The sequence below is a fragment of the Rhodoglobus vestalii genome (assembly GCF_006788895.1).
In the GTDB taxonomy this organism is placed as follows: Bacteria; Actinomycetota; Actinomycetes; order Actinomycetales; family Microbacteriaceae; genus Rhodoglobus; species Rhodoglobus vestalii.
Genome location: NZ_VFRA01000001.1, coordinates 467877 through 484339 on the forward strand (window position 1 = coordinate 467877; position 16463 = coordinate 484339).

Consider the following 16463-nt stretch of genomic DNA (forward strand, 5'->3'; position numbering starts at 1 on the left):
CATGGCTGAATCACCAACCACTCGAGTGCTGGTCTCCGGAGCATCCGGCTACATCGGCACCGAGCTCGTCTCCCAGTTGGAGGCAGAGGGCTACGAAGTGCTACGACTCGTAAGACGATCCCCAACAGCCACGAACGAATACGAGTGGGATCCGCAGGCAGGAACAATCGACGAGCGAGCAATCGAGCTAGCGGATGTCGTCATTAACTTGGCCGGTGCCAGCACAGGAAAATTGCCCTGGACTGCGAGCTACAAGCGCGAAATTTTGCGCTCCCGGGTAGATGGAACACGCACCATCGCAGAAGCAATCCGCCGGGCGGCCGCTCCCCCGAGCGTATTTCTCAGCGGATCAGCGGTGGGCTTTTTCGGCAGCAGACCCGGTGAGGTGCTTACCGATGCGTCCACGAAAGGAACCGGATTTCTGAGCGACGTCGTCGACGCGTGGGAGAAAGCCGCTCAACTCACTCCCGCAGGCACCCGTCTTGTGATGTTCCGCACCGGAATTGTCGTTGGCGAAGGTGGAGCGTTCATCCCGCTCAACCTCCTGACACGGTTCGGTCTGGGCAGCAGGCTCGGCAGTGGCGGGCAGTACTGGCCGTGGATTAGCCTCCACGATGAAGCCGCTGCGATCATCCACCTACTGCGGAGCGATTTCCACGGAGCCGTTTCCCTCGTCGGGCCGACCCCGGCAACAGCAAAGACGGTCACGAAAACCCTTGCACAGTTGATGGGAAAGCCACACTGGTTTGCGGTGCCAAGCTTCGCTCTGCGGATGCTGGGCGACGCCGGCAAGGATCTTATTTTGGTCGATGAGAACGTTCAGCCGCGCACTCTGCTCGACACCGGATTCAGCTTCACGCACACCACTATCGAGCAGGCGATCGACGAGTTCGTCGACTAGCGGCCAACCGGTGCGCGCGAGATCGTGATGGCGCGGCGGACCGCCCACCGGGCGCGACGCCGGTCACCACTGGCATCGTAGGCAAGCCCGAGCCGCAACCACGCACGCCAGGATTCTGGGCTCGCTTCTGCCTCGGCGCGGTAGAGCTCAAATGCTTGGTCTGCTGCCTCTTGTGTTGGTCGACCGCTCGGCCGCCGTTCGTCAATTTCTGCCGGCAGCGCGGCTTCGTCCCTGAGGGTGTTGAACAGCCGCTCAGCACGAAAAATGAAAACCATCTCTGCCCCGAGCGCCCAGAACCCGATCACGGGAAGCACGACCAGCGCCCACCCCATGACCTGAGCGATCGGTTCGCCTGTTCCGATCAAGATAAACGAATAGTTGATCACAAAAATAAGGTAGAGAACCAGAAGTCCGACCATCACGAGAGCTGCTATGCGCGTCTTCATTGTGAATCCTCCCGACCTTGGGGTGAGAGATCAACAAGCTGGTCGAGACCAACGGTCACTCCCGTCGCCGTGACAATCGCCCGCAAACCGATCAAAATTCCGGCCTCGTATGAGTCCTGTGAAAGTGTGCGGTGGTCGAGTGTGAGCACCTCACCGGGGGCCCCGAAAATGACCTGTTGGTGGGCGACGACGCCCGTCATCCGCAGACTGTGCACGGGAATTCCTGCCACTTGCTCGCCGCGTGCTCGCTGGTCGTGGTGGGGGGCCGCGACTGGCCCCCGATTTCCTCGCGCATCCGCCATCAGCTCCGCCGTGCGAACAGCGGTACCCGATGGTGAATCGACCTTGCCCGCATGATGACTCTCGATGATCTCAATTGAGTCAAAGTATCGTGCCGCTGCAGCAGCAAATGACGTAGCCAGAGCAGAACCAAGAGAGAAGTTGGGGATGAAAATGACACCCACATCGGCGCGCTCAGCGATCGAAAACCTGATGCCCTGCACCCGATCCTCACTCCAGCCGGAGGTGCCAACGAGCACGCTTTTGCCGTGGGAGGTCGCAAACTCGACAACAGCCGGCGACACACTTGGTTCAGTGACATCCACCACGACATCTGCCTCGAGCATTTCGCTGAGTTGCGATCGCGAATTGAGGGCGGCAACGAGTGAGAAGTCTGCGGCGGCCTCAACCACTCCACTGATGAACTTTCCCATGCGGCCGGTTGCGCCCACTACCGCTACTTTGGTTGTCATGACTCAAATCTACCAATCCTGAGCGACTTCATTTACTGCCCGCCACGGCTGCCGCGAGTACTGTGGACAGGTGCCACAGTTTCGCCCGGTCCCCGTTACGGATGCTCTTGCCCACGAATTGCTCACCGAGTACTTCAGCTACCGGGCCGAGACCTTCCCCACGCCCTCGGGCTACGTCACCACGTTCCCGACGCCGGAACAGTTTGAGCCACCGCGAGGCGTGTTCATGATTGTGGAGGGTCCGGGCAGCGCACTGGGGTGCGGTGGCATTCGTCAGCTCGATGAGGGTCGCTTCGAAGTGAAGCACCTGTGGGTTCGCCCCGATGGCCGCAGTGCTGGCCTCGGCCGGAAGATTTTAGGTGAGCTTGAGCGGCAGGCTCGGCACTGGGAAGCGACCGAACTGGTGCTCGACACCAATGAGAGTTTGGCCGCCGCCGGTGGTCTGTACCGCTCAAGCGGCTTTGATCCGTGCGAACCGTATAACGACAACCCCAACGCCACCACCTGGTACCGCAAATCTCTCAGCTAGTACGGCTGCTCTTCAGGAAGTCCCGTGCGGAGCTCCGCCGGAAGATGGCCGAGATCATTGTGCGCCACGAGCACCGGTGGTTTGGCACTTCGCACACGGATGATCGTGAGCCCGCAATTGGCCTGGTTGAGGCCTAGCCACCGCCACTGCTCACCACCGAGCACTTCGCGGACAAACCAGGCGATCACAAAGTTGTGGGTAATGAGGAGGTCGTGGCGGTCTTCGCGTGCCGGGGTGAGGAAGTCAGCGACAGCGTCTTCCATCTGAGCTTGCCCGGCGTCGATCTCCTCCGGTGTGACCGAACCAAAGAATGGTTCGAACGCAGAGGGCATGTCGGGGGTGGGGCCGCTGGGGATGCAGTCCATGAGCAAAGTGGTCGGCAGCGATTTCAGGGCGGGCATCCGCTCGGTCATTATGGCGGCGGTTTCGGCCGCGCGTTGCAGAGGCGAGTGGAAAGCACGCGTAAAGGGAACACCTCCGAGCCGCTCCGAGATCGCCATTGCCTGCCGTTTTCCCTTGCCCGAAAGGGGCCCATCGGGCAGTCCATGTTCGGCGTCTTGCTGTTCGCCGTGACGCACGAGATACAAGTAGTGAGCCATCACCATTCCTTTGTTGATCTAACTCTGGGCAACGCTGCCGAGAGTGAGCCCGGAGAACATCTCTTGGGTGACCGCGCCGACTGCCGCAATCGACAGCGGGCGTGCGGAAAGTTCCCGAGCAAGTTCTTGGATGCCGTCGGCAGTGACCGCGGAGATCCGCGCGATTGATGCGTCGAGGTCGACAAACTCGCCGAGCGTCAACTCGCTGCGACCGAGTCGCGACATGCGCGAGTCTGAGTCCTCGAGCGCGAGCGCTGATGCTCCGCGGAGCTGGCCTACAGCCCGACCTATTTCTTCCGCTGTCACCGGAGTTTTGCCCATTCTCGTGAACTCTTCGAGCACCAGCTCTGCAACCTGAGACGACTTTGCGGGCGAGCATCCGGCATAGATGCCAAAGATTCCTGAATCGGAGTAACTCGGTGCGAAGGAATACACCGAGTAGGCGAGGCCACGCTTTTCGCGGACTTCCTGAAAGAGCCGTGATGACATACCACTGCCCAAAATGGAATTGAGCACAGTAAGGGTTGCCCGACGCTCATCGGTGGCAGAGAGCCCCTCGACACCAGCAATAATATTCGCTTGTTCGATGGGTCGATGGGTGATCTGAAGGCGCTGGCCCTGGGTAGAACCAGGAGTTGCGACAGCAGCGCTGCCGCGGCGTGCAACGGGCGCTGCGGCAAGCCCGAGGTCCCATCCTGCCGAGACGAGGCTCCCCGACACGGCGGTGACGAGCACATCGTGGTCGACGGCACCGGCGACGGTGATCACAAGATCTTGTGGCCGATAGTTGCCGCTATAGTGCTTCAGCACCGAATCTCGCGAGATCGCGTTAATCGTTTCTGCGCTGCCTCCGATGGGTCGGCCAAGTGGATGCTCGCCAAAGACTGCTTCGAAGAAGCGCTCACTGGCGACATCGGTGGGATCGTCGTCGGCCATCGCGAGTTCTTCTAAAATCACCCCGCGTTCGTTGGCAAATTCTGTGGGATCGATGACGCTCGATGTGAGCATGTCGCCGATCACTTCGATTGCCATTGGCAGGTCACTGTCTTGCACCTTGGCGTAATAGCAGGTGTATTCCTTAGCGGTCATCGCGTTGTGCTCACCGCCGACTGCATCGAAGCTGACGGCAATTTCTAGCGCGCTGCGTGAGGGGGTTCCCTTAAACAACAGGTGTTCCAAGAAGTGGGTGGCGCCGAAGGTGCCGGGCATCTCGTCTCGCGACCCGGCAGCAACCCAATAGCCGACGGTTGCACTGCGTGCACCGGGCACCTGTTCGCTCAGAATGCGCACGCCGCTAGGGAGCACGGTTCGGCGAACAAGACTGTCGCCGGTTGCAGTGAACGACAGTTCAGGAAGGTCAAGAGGAAGAATCACAACGCCGTTCATCCCTCTGAGCCTACGTCATTGAGCCCACCCGCACCGCCTGCACCGCCTGACGGCGGCCAGCACAATTCATCCCCCTCAGACTGGGGGCAAAGAATGAGGACAGACAGACTCGTCTGTATGTCCTCCTGTGCTACAGTTCTGGACAGGCACCCGAAGCCGACCAGTCATCGCTGAAAATTCAGTGGGTGATGTCGATGACTACACAACCCGGACCCGAACCGGGTTGTGCATCACAACCGCATTGCCTGAACCCGAATCAAGCGATGTTTTTAGCGGAGAGTGTTCCTGATCCGAATCTCTTCCGGAAGGAGTGCGCTGTGACGGTAATTGAGACACCAGACACCGTTCAGCGCGCTCCGGCCAAGGGGCGGATCCTCGACACCGCCAACGAACTTTTTTATCAGAACGGCATTCTCACTGTCGGAGTAGATCGCATCATCGCCCAGTCAAGCGTGACGAAAGCGACCTTCTACAAGCACTACCGCTCGAAAGACAATCTCATTCTTGAGTACGTGAGGAGCCGCAGAGCTTCCGTCGAAGCGCAAGTGCGCTCAATCATCGAAAGCGCGCCCTCCCCCGACTCTGCGCTCCTAGGAATCCTCGAGAGTGTCGCCGGAAAACTCACTGCGCAGGACTTTCGCGGATGCCCCTTCCTTAACGTTGTCGCGGAGTTCCCTCACCCCACGCATCCCGCACGCCTCATCATTGCTGAGCACCGCGACTGGTATCACGAGACGCTGTTCGACCTAATGCGTGGCACAGGCCACCCGTTCCCTGGTGAAGCAGCCGACGAAATCATACTCGCCAAAGACGGCGCACTGGCGGGCGGATATGCCGGTGACACCATCGCAGCGGGAGCTGCACTCGGGCGAGTGGTCAAGCGCGTGCTCGCCGAATCAGTCAACGCCTAGAAGCTTGAGGCGCGGTCCAAATCAGCAGCCTGATGCCGCGTTAGTTGCACGCCAACCGCGGCCAATAGTTCGGGCACCTGAGAGGCTGTGCTCGCACTCACCACGGGCGCGACAACCCCTGGCTTGTTGAGTAGCCACGCCAACGCAATCATTGCCGGGCTCGCGTCATGGTGACCGGCAACCTGGTCCAACATATTCACGACCTTCAGACCGCGACGGCGAAGGTACTGAGCGTTGTCCTGCCCACGTGAGCTAAGTGCCAAGTCGGCACGGTGCCGATACTTTCCGCTGAGAAAACCACTGGCAAGTGCGAACCGTGGAATCACGCCCAAACCGAGAATCCCTGCCACATGCGCAACCCCAGTTTCGTACTCTTCGCGATGAAGCAGGTTGTAGTGCGTCTGGATTGCAGTCATAGGAGCCACGCCGATCTGACCAGACGCGATCCTCGCTTGAATGAGGCGGTTTCCGGTGTGATCGGAGCCGCCAAAATAGCGCACTTTGCCTTCGGTGATGAGCTCGTCGACAGCCATTAATGTCTCATCAAAGTCGGCGCTCTCGTCATCGACGTGAAGGTAGAGCAAGTCAATGTGCGCCGTGTCCAATCGCGCGAGCGAGGCCGCAACGGACCGTTTGATTGCTCCCGCGTGCATGCCAGGATTCTCGCGGCTCTTGCCGACCTTGGTGGCGATAACCAGGTCGTCACGGTTGCGCCTGTCACGCATCCAGTTACCGATCATCAGCTCACTGCGGCCCGACGCGTACGAATCGGCGGTGTCGACAAAATTGCCTCCACCCTCAGCGAAGGTGTCGAGGATAGCGGTGGTCGCGGGATCGTCTGTGGTCCGACCAAAACCGTTGCCACTGAGCGCGAGGGGAAACACGCGAAGCTCGGATGAGCCAACGACTCGAGTGGCGGAGAGGGATCGGGGGCTTACCGGCACGCTTCGTGAACCCGGCAGCGATCTCGTCGGGTGTATCTGCGTCATCGGGCCTCCCACAAGGCTTTTGGTAAGGATAAAACGCGCCGCGCCTCACAGCGCGTACAACACGTAGATCGTTATTACTCCGTGTCAAAAAACCGCCCCAACGCGGTGAGATTCGGGAAGCGGTGTCGTTTTCGTGACATCCTCGCAATAATGGCAACACCACCGTGTTGACCTTCGAGAGGAATGCCATCGTGAACGATCCCAATTGGAAGCTTCCAGACGTGCCCTCATTTGTTCTTGAGAGCCCCGATTTTTCTGCGGGAGGCACGCTCCCGCAGTGGGCACGATCCTCGATCGCACACGCGGACGGTGAAGACCGCTCCCCCACACTTCACTGGCACGGGTTCCCCTCGGGCACGAAAAGCTTTGTGCTCACGGTGTTTGATCCGGATGCCCCGACCGGCAGCGGCTGGTGGCACTGGGCTGTGCTCAATATTCCTGCATCGATTGAGTCACTGGCGCAGAACGCCGGAAGTTCGGATGCCGGGCTCCTGCCGAATGGTGCGATCTCCCTGCCCAACGACTTACGGCTTGAGACTTTTCAGGGTGCAGCTCCTCCTGCCGGCCACGGTGAGCACCGGTACGTTTTCACACTCAGCGCTCTCACGGTCGAACTCCTCGATATTCCCCGCGGAAGCACCCCCGCTATGCTCGGATTCTCGATGCGCGACCACGTCGTTGCCCGGGCTCAGCTGACCGGCCTATCAAGCACCCCCAACGATCCCGCGCGCTAAGAAACAACAACACGGCAGCCCTCTGTGCAGGCAACGCAAATTCGAGGACGAAGACGTCTGAGTTAGCTGGTCTGGCGATAGTAGTGAGGTACGCGTTCGTAGCCTCGGTTGCGCATTCGAGCCACCACAATGCTGACGATTACGACACCGACCACGATGGCGAGAGCCACCCACAGATACCACGCAGTATCAAGCCACACGAGCATGTCGGTCATGAAGGTGTCAAAAGGTGTCGGGATTCGGGCCACAAACCCACCGTATCGTTCCCTCGCGCCATGAGCCTCACCCCGTGAGGGGGCAGACAGGGCTGACTGCCCCATCGGAGCCAGGGTCGGTGCTCTCCCGCGCGAGCATGATTAACGTCAGAGCGCCCACCCTCAAGGAGGATGGGCGCTCTGACGTTAACGCAGTTGCGTCGAGTCGAACCTAGCTTTCGTCAGCGGGGGCCGCTGCTTCCGCGTCAGATTCATCGGTGACCGGTGCGAGCGACAGCTTTCCACGGTCATCGATCTTGGTAATTTCGACCTGGATTTTTTGCCCGACAGCGAGAACGTCTTCGACGTTCTCGACACGCTTGCCGCCGGCAAGCTTGCGAACCTCAGAGATGTGCAGCAGGCCGTCTTTGCCGGGGGTGAGCGAAACGAAGGCGCCGAAGGTAGCGATCTTGACGACCGTACCCAAGAAGCGTTCGCCAACCTCAGGGTTGAGCGGGTTCGCGATGGCGTTAACCGCCGCGCGTGCCGCCTCGGCAGAAGGACCATCGACAGCGCCGATGTAGACGGTTCCGTCATCCTCAATCGAGATGTCTGCTCCGGTGTCATCCTGGATCTGGTTGATGTTCTTGCCCTTCGGGCCAATCAACTCGCCGATCTTGTCAATCGGAATCTGAACCGAGATCACGCGAGGAGCCGTAGGAGCCATCTCGTCGGGAGCATCAATTGCCGCGTTGAGCACCGAGAGGATCGCGGTACGCGCTTCCTTCGCCTGCTTGAGTGCACCGTCGAGAACCGACGAAGGCAGACCGGCGAGCTTGGTGTCAAGCTGAATGGCGGTAACGAACTCACTCGTACCAGCAACCTTGAAGTCCATGTCGCCGAGTGCATCTTCAGCACCAAGGATGTCGGTGAGCGCCGCGTATCGCGTCTCTCCGTTGACCTCATCCGAAATCAGGCCCATGGCAATACCCGCAACGGGCGCGCGCAGCGGCACACCAGCATTGAGCAGCGACAGGGTCGAAGCGCAGACGGCACCCATTGAGGTTGAACCGTTGGAACCGAGAGCTTCGGAAACCTGGCGGATCGCGTAAGGGAACTCTTCCCTGGGAGGAAGCACGGGTGCGATGGCACGCTCGGCTAGGAAACCGTGACCGATTTCACGACGCTTCGGGCTGCCAACGCGGCCTGTCTCACCGGTGGAGTATGGCGGGAAGTTGTAGTGGTGCATGTAGCGCTTCTTGGTCACTGGCGCCAGTGAGTCAATCTGCTGCTCCATCTTGAGCATGTTCAACGTGGTGACACCCAAGATCTGGGTTTCGCCGCGCTGGAAGATTGCCGAACCGTGAACACGAGGAATGACCTCGACCTCAGCATCGAGCGCACGAATGTCGCTCAAGCCACGGCCATCAATGCGGATTCCCTCGGTGAGTACGCGGGCGCGCATAACCTTCTTACTGACGGCCTTGTAGGCGCCACCGACCATGCCGAGAACGTCTGCGCCGAGCTCTTCAGCATCAACCTTCGACTGAACCTCAGCCTTGACCCGGGCCTTGAGCTCATCGTCTGCGGTCTGGCGCTCGATCTTGTCCACAATCTTGTACACGTCGCGAAGCTCTGCCTCCGCGATTTCGCTGACTGCGTTGTAGGCCTGATCGGAGTACGGCGGGAAGAGCGTGAACTCGGCAACAGGCTTTGCCGCCTTGTTGGCAACCTCGAGCTGAGCCTTAACAAGCTGCTTGAGGAACGGCTTAGATGCTTCAAGACCCTGAGCGACAACAGCCTCGTCGGGCTTAGTTGCGCCGGCCTTGATGAGCTCCCAGCTGTTCTCCGTAGCTTCAGCCTCAACCATCATGATGGCAATGTCTTCTTCGCCCTTGTCGTTTGTGACCATGCGGCCAGCAACAGTGAGGTCGAATACAGCGTCAGCAAGCTGGCTGTGCTTCGGGAAGGCAACCCACTGGTCGCCGATCAGAGCCAGACGGATGCCGGCAACGGGACCGTAGAACGGAAGACCCGAGATCTGGGTGCTGAGAGAAGCAGCGTTAATCGACAGCGCGTCGTAGAACTCGTCAGGGGCGATGCTCAGAACAGTGATGACGATCTGAACTTCGTTGCGAAGACCCTCAACGAAGGTCGGGCGCATCGGGCGGTCAATGAGGCGGCAGACGAGAATCGCTTCCGTCGAGGGGCGACCCTCGCGACGGAAGAAGCTGCCGGGAATCTTGCCTGCGGCGTAGGAACGCTCTTCGACATCCACGGTGAGGGGGAAGAAGTCGAAGCCTTCACGCGGGTGCTTGCCCGCGCTGGTGGCACTCAAGATCATAGTTTCTTCGTCGAGGTACGCAGCAACGGCACCCTGTGCCTGCTGAGCGAGTCGACCGGTTTCGAAGCGCACGGTGCGCTTGCCGAACTTGCCGTTATCGAGAACGGCTTCGGCGAATGTGATTTCTGGACCCTCCATGCGGGGGTTTCTCCTTTGTTTTACGTCGCGCACCCGTGTGGTGTGCGACTCGTCAAGGAGCAGGAGCGGGCAGAAGGACGCGATGGTTCATGCGCATGCCTAGAGTGGCGGCGCATGTCTGGCCAACAGTAGAAAGCCTCCGAGCGACTCGGAAAATTACCACCGGTGACCAGCTTCTTGCCAGCCTGCTCCGGTGTTGCCTCACAACTACGTGGACAACTTATCCGATTGTATCATTAGGCGCCGTAAACCCCGCGAAATCAGCACCGGCGACACGCAAAGAGCACTGGTCGTTTACGCTGGAGAGCATGAAAACGTCAGATTCGTCCTCCTCAGCCAGTGAAGAAAACAAACGCAAATTTCGTGAGGCCTTGGACCGTAAACAGAACAAAGAACAAGACCGCCCTGGACAGCTTGACGCCGAATCGGCAATTCAGGGCACTCACGAACGCGCTGACCACAAGCGTGACTTCCGTCGGAAGACCGGGTAACAGTTCGCTACTGCACGCCGATCGCGGCGAGCGTTCGTGGGCGCGCCCGTGAACTAAACGCCGACGGTCAGCTGGCCGCGAACAATTGAATCACCGGAGTGCGCAGGATTTCCGTCAAACTGCTCTTCGGAGATATCGACAAGGTTGTAGTTATCTACGTCGAGACCATCGGGAACGGTGAACTGACCTGACATGCCCTCGACGATCCCGAGACTGACAAGAGCTGTGGCATCCGAGGTGATCAGCCACACTTCACGAAAACCGCCCTCGGTGGGCGGTGCCGAGAAACTGACCTCAACAATGCGAGTGCCGTCGGCCCGTCTTTCAAGCTTGGCCTCGCCGGTTGACTCTGACCAGTTGGGGAATGCGTCAAGCGTTGCGCTCGCAAGAACTGTTGGCTGATCGGCGGGTTGGAGTCCGAGCCAGATCGCTGAACCGGTGGCTGCAACGAGAGCGAGCGACGCCGCTGCCGCGAGTGCTCCCACCCACGGACGACGACGCTTCTCAAGCGAGTGGACGTTGCCCGATTCGACAATCGGTGCGGCGACGGCGGGGAAAGATTGCTCTGAGTTCGAGGACTTTACTGCCCGCTTCTCTGCGAGAGCGTCGATTGAATGGTCGGCAAATGAGACAGTAACTTCGGGTGCGGCTTCGGAGAGGATCACGCTCTCTGAACTGAACGACAACTCGTCGGTGATCCGGGACCACACACGTGCGGGAGGGTCAAGGAGGTCGCCGGCATCAAAAGTGGAACGGCCAACGAGGGCGGCGCGTGAGAGCAGTTCGACTTCCCGTCGACACTGATCGCACTCGGACAAGTGCGCGCTGTCTTCGGGAACTGCAGCTTCCTCACCCAGGGCGAGCAGCGCCAGAATATCGGGATCAACGTGTCGCATAGGTCGCCTCCAATCGTGTTCGCATCCGCTGCAGACTGCGCCGGATATGGCTCTTCACCGTGCCTAAAGGTAGTTCGAGGCGGTCGGCTATTTGGTTGTGTGTGAGATCGTCAAAAAATGCCAAACGCATAATAGCTTGGGCATCCGGCTCAAGGCGAGCAATTTCGTCGGCGACCATCAAAGTGTCGGCCAAGTCGAAGTCTTCCACGACCGGTTCGCCCCGCGAGGTGGTTGCGGCGAGTTGTTCCTGCAACCGACGCACACGGGCCCGAGCCTCGTGGGTATCGGCAATTTTGTTCTTGGTGATTCCCACCAGCCACGCCGAGAGGCTTGATCGCTCGGGCTTGAAGCTTGACCGCCCCGTCCAGGCAGACACAAAAACTTTTTGAGTGACATCTTCGGCGTCTCCGCGGTCGCCGAGTGAACGCACCGCAAGGGTGAATACCAGCGAAGACCAGCGGCCATACACCTGTGAGAGAGCCGACTCGTCACCTTGGACGAAGGCCTGCGTCATGCGGGCTTCTTCAGCGACTTCCTCGTCAGTCATAACTCTCCGGTCGATGGCGGTCACAGCGGGTTGGCTATCGCGACAACATTGTCTGAGTACTGCCGCACGTTCTCATCGAATTGTCCGCCACAGGTAATGAGAACAATTCTTGGTGCGCCATCCCGATCGAACACTTGATCGAGCGGGACCTGTTCTTTCTGAATATTTTGCACCGACTCAAGAATATAGCGGTGATCGACGCCGTCGTCAGTGGTGACAATAATTTCTGCGCTGGCCGGCATCGATGATAGGGAAGCAAAGGGACCAAGACCCTGCACAAAATCATCGACGTGAGCGGTTATCACCGTCGAGCCCGTATCGCTACTGGGCGATGGTCCGTAGCGGTACCACCCTGCGATCGTGATGTTTTCCGGGATTTCCATGTAGCCGCTGGCTTCAACTCCGACCGGAGCGATCTGGATATCGACCGAGACCGACGGAATCTGGATCCGTACCGGAGCGGGGACCTGAACGACCGGCTGAAGTGCGGCCGACTGACGGGGAATGTTCACCTCAGCGGTAGGCCGCGGGGCTGGTACCGCATCGGGGGCAATGCTCTGATTTGATGTTGCTGTACAGCCAACAAGGAGAAGCGCCATGGCCGCGAGGGCTAGGATTCTCGCGGTCATAACGTTCTCCTTGATGGTGTGTGTCACTGCTTTTTAGGCTATTGAGTTGTGACTACTTTGATGCGCGAGCGCCGGTGAGGCGTGTCGCGGCGAATCCTGCGAGGGCAAGAAGTGCTGCGAGGGCACCCAAGCCACCGATGAGTGCACCGTTGTTGCTGTCAGCGGCGAGACCGGCGGTTCCGGCATCTACTCCACCGGGGTTCGAGTGAAGACCACCAATGGTCTGCACGGCGAGGTCGAGGTTGTCGTCCTCTAGGCTGCCCCAGGCATACACGATGGTGTTGACGCCTTCAGCGATAGTTACATCTGCCGGGCCGATGACTGGATCGGTGGTTCCGTTTGCTGCGACCGTAGCCGAGATGGTTCCGACCGCGAGGTCGGCTTTAACTTCATCGGGGTTGCTGAGGTTCTCGAAGGCCACAGCACCGTTTGCGAGCACGTCAACGGCGGGGGCCGCTGCGGTGTGACGAACGGTCAGGCGGCCTTCACCGGCAGCAGTCGTGCTCAGGTCGTTCGTGAACAGGCTCGCTGTGGCTGCACCATCAGCATCGAGGTGGGCAACAGCGGTGTAGCTTGTGTTGGCCTCAAGGGTGAGGGTGATCGGGCCAATTATGGCGTCGTCAGCACTGGCGGCATCGGACGCTGTGATCGCTACAACATAGTCACCGGCTGGAAGATCTAGGGGATCAGTCAGTGTTCCGGGCTCGAAGTCATCGAGCGTGAGGTCACCGTCCACGTAAACGTCGACGATAGTATCGGGCACTGCGTGCAGAACATAAAGGTCGGCACTCGTGTCTGAGATTGCGTTTGCTGGTAGCGCGACGCCTAATGCGGCGATCGCTCCGGCGGCTACGCCGGCAATAAGTTTGTTTCGCACTGTTCTTGTCCTCTCGTCATCGGGCGTAAATCGCCTGACACTGAGTACTTCTGACTGAACAGTAGTTTTGGATGCAGCAATCTCAAAAAAGTTGGGAATTATTTTTCTGAGTGCTCGGCAAGAGGTTCGACGTGCTTCCTCGAACGTCCAATTGGGGGACGCCAACCAAGCCACACCATGACGACAGCGCCGACGACGAGCGCCCAGAATGCAGACCCAATTCCGACGACCGTGATTCCCGAGCTCGCGACCAAAAAGGTTGCGATCGCGGCTATTCGGTGTTCGGGAGCCTCAAGCGCCAATCGAATTGAGGCGATTAGTGCGCCCATCACTGCGAGCCCCGCAATCGCCACCACGACGATGGGAGGCGCGACTGTCACCAGTGCTGTCGCGAAGCCCGCCCCGAGACCAATGACAACATAGGTGACGCCGGCGGAGACCGAGGCAATCCAGCGTTTGCTGTGATCTTCATGCGCTTCCTCGCTTGCGGTCAATGCCGCCGTGATTGCGGCCAGATTAAGCGCGTGACCACCGAAAAATGCGCTCACGGTCGACGCTATCCCTGTGACCGTCAGAGCGGAGCCCGGGGGCACCACATAACCATAGGTGCGCATTACGGTGAAGCCGGGTACGTTCTGACCCGCCATGGTCACGATGAACAGTGGAATGCCGAGACTAACAATCAGAAGGGGATCAAAAACGGGTGCGACCGCACTAAGTTGGGGCACAACCGTCGATTCCGCCACAACGATTCCCCCCGAGGTGACGGCGATTGCGGCGACGGCAGCAAGCAGCGCACCGGGAACCGCCCAGCGCGGAGCAACCCTCAGCAACAGCAGCCAGACAACCACCATCGGCAACCCCAACCACGGATACTCAATCGAGGCGGTGATGGGGGCAACACAGATCGGAAACAGGATGCCCGCGAGCATCGCACTGGCAATCGGCTGCGGGACTCGCGTGACGAGCCTCCCCACCACGGGCACAAGACCACAGACAGCAATCAGTGCCGCACACACAAGAAACGCGCCAACCGCGGCACGAAACTGGCCATCCCCCTGGCCCGCGACGATCAGCAGAGCGGCTCCCGGCGTTGACCAGGCAATAGTGATCGGCATGCGGTAACGCCAAGCAAGCCCAATAGTTGCGAGTCCCATCAGAACCGTCAGAATCAGAAGGCCAGAGGCCGCCTGCACGTCACTGGCACCGACAGCCCGCAGGCCTGCGACCACCAACGTAAAGGACGTTGCAAAGCCCGCGATGCCCGCAATGACGCCGGTAGAGAGGAGCTGAAAGATGGTGGTCGTCACTCTCTACTGGTGGCTACGGTCGGCTCATTCTATTGCCGGTTCAGTACAGGCACGGGCTCGCCGTGCTGCAGCCACTACAGCTACAGCTCAAGCACAATCTTTCCGCGCGAGTGGCCCTCCAAGAGCTTCGTGTATGCCTGCGACACCTGCTCGAACGGGAAGACCGAATCGATCGGCACCTGCACGGTCCCCGCGGCCACAAGCACAGCGAGTGTCGCAAGGTCATCCGCGGTGGCACCCGCAGCACCAACACCCGTCGTACCGTATTCGTCAAGCGCGGCGTAGTCGGCAATCGTATTGATGCGGTCGGCGGGAGCGCCGAGCGCAAGCGCGGCATCCACTGTTTCGCGTCCGTTGTTGTCAAGCGCGGCGGTCACGCCTTCCGGACTGATCTCGAGAATACGTTCGACCATTCCTTGACCGTAGGTGACCGGGTGGATGCCCAGCGAACGCAGAAATTCGTGGTTTGATTCGCTGGCTGAGCCAATCACTTTCGCGCCCTTCAGCTTTGCCAATTGTGCGGCGATCACACCGACACCCCCCGCCGCTGCGCTAACCAGAACGGTGTCGGCAGCCGTCAAGGAGACGCTCTCAACGCTTGCCCATGCAGTGCGACCCACGATGTCGAGCGCACCTGCCTGCTGCCAGCTGAGCGCATCCGGCTTACGAACGAGCGCGTTGGCCACGACCACCACGTAGTCAGCCTGAGCGCTAAACCCTTTGCCGCCGAGCACTTCATCGCCGATCGCCCACGTGCTGACGCCGTCACCGATCTCATCGACGACGCCCGCGAAGTCGTTACCGTTGCCGCTGGGAAAACTGACATTCTGCGGGCTCGATGTAGCTTCACCGCTGAATACCTTGGCATCGAAGGGGTTAATTGCGGCAAATTTCACCCGCACTCGCACTTCACCCTCACCCGCATGGGGTTCGGAGATTTCGGAAATGGTGAGCACTTCGGGCCCACCGAGCTGAGAGTAAGTAATACGACGCGACATAGATCGAGCCTAACGGGTGGGTCGTGTCTGCACACCAATGCGGAGGAACTGGGAGAATGAATCCAATATCCACCGATTGACCACACCGGTTAGGACTCTGATGAGCTCGCTTGATAGCACCACAACTCGCACCACAACCGCCGCCGATCTTATGCCAACACTATTGCGCGCACATCGAGGACAGCTCTCGGCCGTTGCCATGATTGGGCTCGTCTTGGGTGTTATCGGCCTGCTGTTCCCGGGTGCGACGCTCCTGACGGTGGCGATTCTTTTCGGTGTCTATCTCATCGCTTCGGGAATGTACCGAATCATGGCTGCCTTTGTTGCGACGTCGCTTGACTCCGCCATGCGTTGGGTTACCGGGATCCTGGGCCTACTCATCGTTACCGCTGGCGTGCTGTGCCTCTCCAACCCATTCGAGTCTCTTATCGCACTGGCGCTCGTGGTAGGAATTGGATGGATTCTCGAAGGAATCGTCGACCTGGTGGGCGGCGTTCGCGGCACCATCCATCCCCGCTGGTTCGGCTGGCTGAGCGGAATTGTGTCGATGGCTGCCGGAGTCGCCATGTTCGTTCTTCCGGCAGCTGACCTCGTCTCGCTCGTTAAGATCGGAGCGATCCTGATGATCGCCGTGAGTCTCACCACCCTGCTTACGCTACCCCGCCGGATCAAGAAAGATACGGCAACGGGACCCGTCGCCTAACCCTGCTCGAACGTGCGCGGATTAGCGCAACTGACTGTGAACACAACAACACAGGCCGCCATCGCGATGCGATGACGGCCTGTGGCAAG

General features: G+C 59.6%; 19 protein-coding genes. 6 read left to right on the top strand and 13 right to left on the bottom strand.

Features of this window, described 5'->3' with window-relative positions; translation table 11 throughout:
• The first annotated feature begins 1 nt into the window (after position 1).
• Positions 2-901 carry a TIGR01777 family oxidoreductase gene (locus FB472_RS02295; protein WP_141989483.1) on the top strand — a complete coding sequence of 300 codons (900 nt, stop codon included), beginning with the start codon at positions 2-4 and terminating at the stop codon, positions 899-901.
• Here the strand turns inward: FB472_RS02295 and FB472_RS02300 are convergent.
• Complete coding sequence (locus FB472_RS02300; protein ID WP_021808531.1) at positions 898-1347, bottom strand: hypothetical protein; 450 nt, start codon at positions 1345-1347, stop codon at positions 898-900. The two genes, FB472_RS02295 and FB472_RS02300, sit on opposite strands and share 4 nt — an antisense overlap.
• On the bottom strand, positions 1344-2099 hold the full coding sequence (gene dapB / locus FB472_RS02305) for a 4-hydroxy-tetrahydrodipicolinate reductase (RefSeq protein WP_141989484.1): 756 nt from the start codon (positions 2097-2099) through the stop codon (positions 1344-1346). Before dapB ends, FB472_RS02300 begins: the two co-directional genes overlap by 4 nt.
• A gap of 70 nt (positions 2100-2169) precedes the next feature.
• Between dapB and FB472_RS02310 the strand changes: the two genes are divergently transcribed.
• Positions 2170-2628: a GNAT family N-acetyltransferase gene (locus tag FB472_RS02310; protein WP_141989485.1), complete on the top strand. Its 459-nt coding sequence runs from the start codon at positions 2170-2172 to the stop codon at positions 2626-2628.
• On the opposite strand, the gene FB472_RS02315 is transcribed toward FB472_RS02310, so the two are convergent.
• Both FB472_RS02315 and FB472_RS02320 read right to left on the bottom strand, forming a co-directional pair.
• Positions 2625-3227 carry a histidine phosphatase family protein gene (locus tag FB472_RS02315; protein ID WP_021808528.1) on the bottom strand — a complete coding sequence of 201 codons (603 nt, stop codon included), beginning with the start codon at positions 3225-3227 and terminating at the stop codon, positions 2625-2627. The genes FB472_RS02310 and FB472_RS02315 overlap by 4 nt on opposite strands.
• Before the next feature lie 18 nt (positions 3228-3245).
• On the bottom strand, positions 3246-4613 hold the full coding sequence (locus tag FB472_RS02320) for a M16 family metallopeptidase (RefSeq protein ID WP_141989486.1): 1368 nt from the start codon (positions 4611-4613) through the stop codon (positions 3246-3248).
• Between the two features lie 317 nt (positions 4614-4930).
• Here FB472_RS02320 and FB472_RS02325 point away from each other — a divergent pair, with 317 nt between their 5' ends.
• Positions 4931-5524 (top strand): TetR/AcrR family transcriptional regulator, encoded by a 594-nt coding sequence (locus tag FB472_RS02325; protein ID WP_246078028.1) that lies wholly within the window; start codon positions 4931-4933, stop codon positions 5522-5524.
• On the opposite strand, the gene FB472_RS02330 is transcribed toward FB472_RS02325, so the two are convergent.
• Complete coding sequence (locus FB472_RS02330; RefSeq protein WP_141989488.1) at positions 5521-6513, bottom strand: aldo/keto reductase; 993 nt, start codon at positions 6511-6513, stop codon at positions 5521-5523. The genes FB472_RS02325 and FB472_RS02330 overlap by 4 nt on opposite strands.
• A gap of 188 nt (positions 6514-6701) precedes the next feature.
• On the opposite strand from FB472_RS02330, the gene FB472_RS02335 reads away from it, so the two are divergent.
• Positions 6702-7247, top strand: coding sequence for a YbhB/YbcL family Raf kinase inhibitor-like protein (locus FB472_RS02335; protein ID WP_141991421.1), 546 nt, complete (start codon positions 6702-6704; stop codon positions 7245-7247).
• Between the two features lie 62 nt (positions 7248-7309).
• Here the strand turns inward: FB472_RS02335 and FB472_RS02340 are convergent, their stop codons facing one another.
• Both FB472_RS02340 and FB472_RS02345 read right to left on the bottom strand, forming a co-directional pair.
• Positions 7310-7495 (bottom strand): hypothetical protein, encoded by a 186-nt coding sequence (locus FB472_RS02340; protein ID WP_141989489.1) that lies wholly within the window; start codon positions 7493-7495, stop codon positions 7310-7312.
• 178 nt (positions 7496-7673) lie between these two features.
• Positions 7674-9923, bottom strand: a complete 2250-nt coding sequence (locus tag FB472_RS02345) for a polyribonucleotide nucleotidyltransferase (protein ID WP_021808521.1) — start codon at positions 9921-9923, stop codon at positions 7674-7676.
• 308 nt (positions 9924-10231) lie between these two features.
• On the opposite strand from FB472_RS02345, the gene FB472_RS02350 reads away from it, so the two are divergent.
• Positions 10232-10414, top strand: a complete 183-nt coding sequence (locus tag FB472_RS02350) for a DUF5302 domain-containing protein (RefSeq protein WP_141989490.1) — start codon at positions 10232-10234, stop codon at positions 10412-10414.
• Positions 10415-10467: 53 nt separating this feature from the next.
• On the opposite strand, the gene FB472_RS02355 is transcribed toward FB472_RS02350, so the two are convergent.
• The 6 genes from FB472_RS02355 to FB472_RS02380 all read right to left on the bottom strand — a co-directional run bounded on the left by FB472_RS02355 (position 10468) and on the right by FB472_RS02380 (position 15671).
• Entirely contained in the window at positions 10468-11310 is an 843-nt protein-coding gene (locus tag FB472_RS02355; protein WP_141989491.1) for an anti-sigma factor, read from the bottom strand.
• Positions 11297-11857, bottom strand: coding sequence for an RNA polymerase sigma factor (locus tag FB472_RS02360; protein WP_141989492.1), 561 nt, complete (start codon positions 11855-11857; stop codon positions 11297-11299). Before FB472_RS02360 ends, FB472_RS02355 begins: the two co-directional genes overlap by 14 nt.
• A 20-nt stretch (positions 11858-11877) precedes the next feature.
• On the bottom strand, positions 11878-12486 hold the full coding sequence (locus FB472_RS02365; RefSeq protein ID WP_141989493.1) for a class F sortase: 609 nt from the start codon (positions 12484-12486) through the stop codon (positions 11878-11880).
• A gap of 52 nt (positions 12487-12538) precedes the next feature.
• The gene (locus tag FB472_RS02370; protein WP_141989494.1) at positions 12539-13363 is read right to left on the bottom strand and encodes a DUF4397 domain-containing protein; all 825 of its coding nucleotides are present in this window, start codon (positions 13361-13363) and stop codon (positions 12539-12541) included.
• Positions 13364-13461: 98 nt separating this feature from the next.
• A complete protein-coding gene (locus FB472_RS02375) occupies positions 13462-14673 on the bottom strand; it encodes a benzoate/H(+) symporter BenE family transporter (RefSeq protein ID WP_141989495.1) in 1212 nt (403 codons plus the stop codon).
• A gap of 80 nt (positions 14674-14753) precedes the next feature.
• Positions 14754-15671, bottom strand: a complete 918-nt coding sequence (locus tag FB472_RS02380; protein WP_141989496.1) for an NADP-dependent oxidoreductase — start codon at positions 15669-15671, stop codon at positions 14754-14756.
• Between the two features lie 100 nt (positions 15672-15771).
• On the opposite strand from FB472_RS02380, the gene FB472_RS02385 reads away from it, so the two are divergent.
• Positions 15772-16374: an HdeD family acid-resistance protein gene (locus FB472_RS02385; RefSeq protein ID WP_141989497.1), complete on the top strand. Its 603-nt coding sequence runs from the start codon at positions 15772-15774 to the stop codon at positions 16372-16374.
• Positions 16375-16463: the final 89 nt, after the last annotated feature.

Bases quoted from the DNA above. Each gene is read 5' to 3' on its own strand.
- dapB (WP_141989484.1), bottom strand. From the start codon at position 2,099: ATGACAACCAAAGTAGCGGTAGTGGGCGCAACCGGCCGCATGGGAAAG.
- FB472_RS02355 (WP_141989491.1), bottom strand. From the start codon at position 11,310: ATGCGACACGTTGATCCCGATATTCTGGCGCTGCTCGCCCTGGGTGAG.
- FB472_RS02360 (WP_141989492.1), bottom strand. From the start codon at position 11,857: ATGACTGACGAGGAAGTCGCTGAAGAAGCCCGCATGACGCAGGCCTTC.
- FB472_RS02300 (WP_021808531.1), bottom strand. From the start codon at position 1,347: ATGAAGACGCGCATAGCAGCTCTCGTGATGGTCGGACTTCTGGTTCTC.
- FB472_RS02365 (WP_141989493.1), bottom strand. From the start codon at position 12,486: ATGACCGCGAGAATCCTAGCCCTCGCGGCCATGGCGCTTCTCCTTGTT.
- FB472_RS02350 (WP_141989490.1), top strand. From the start codon at position 10,232: ATGAAAACGTCAGATTCGTCCTCCTCAGCCAGTGAAGAAAACAAACGC.
- FB472_RS02320 (WP_141989486.1), bottom strand. From the start codon at position 4,613: ATGAACGGCGTTGTGATTCTTCCTCTTGACCTTCCTGAACTGTCGTTC.
- FB472_RS02315 (WP_021808528.1), bottom strand. From the start codon at position 3,227: ATGGCTCACTACTTGTATCTCGTGCGTCACGGCGAACAGCAAGACGCC.
- FB472_RS02345 (WP_021808521.1), bottom strand. From the start codon at position 9,923: ATGGAGGGTCCAGAAATCACATTCGCCGAAGCCGTTCTCGATAACGGC.
- FB472_RS02380 (WP_141989496.1), bottom strand. From the start codon at position 15,671: ATGTCGCGTCGTATTACTTACTCTCAGCTCGGTGGGCCCGAAGTGCTC.
- FB472_RS02330 (WP_141989488.1), bottom strand. From the start codon at position 6,513: ATGACGCAGATACACCCGACGAGATCGCTGCCGGGTTCACGAAGCGTG.
- FB472_RS02295 (WP_141989483.1), top strand. From the start codon at position 2: ATGGCTGAATCACCAACCACTCGAGTGCTGGTCTCCGGAGCATCCGGC.
- FB472_RS02385 (WP_141989497.1), top strand. From the start codon at position 15,772: ATGAGCTCGCTTGATAGCACCACAACTCGCACCACAACCGCCGCCGAT.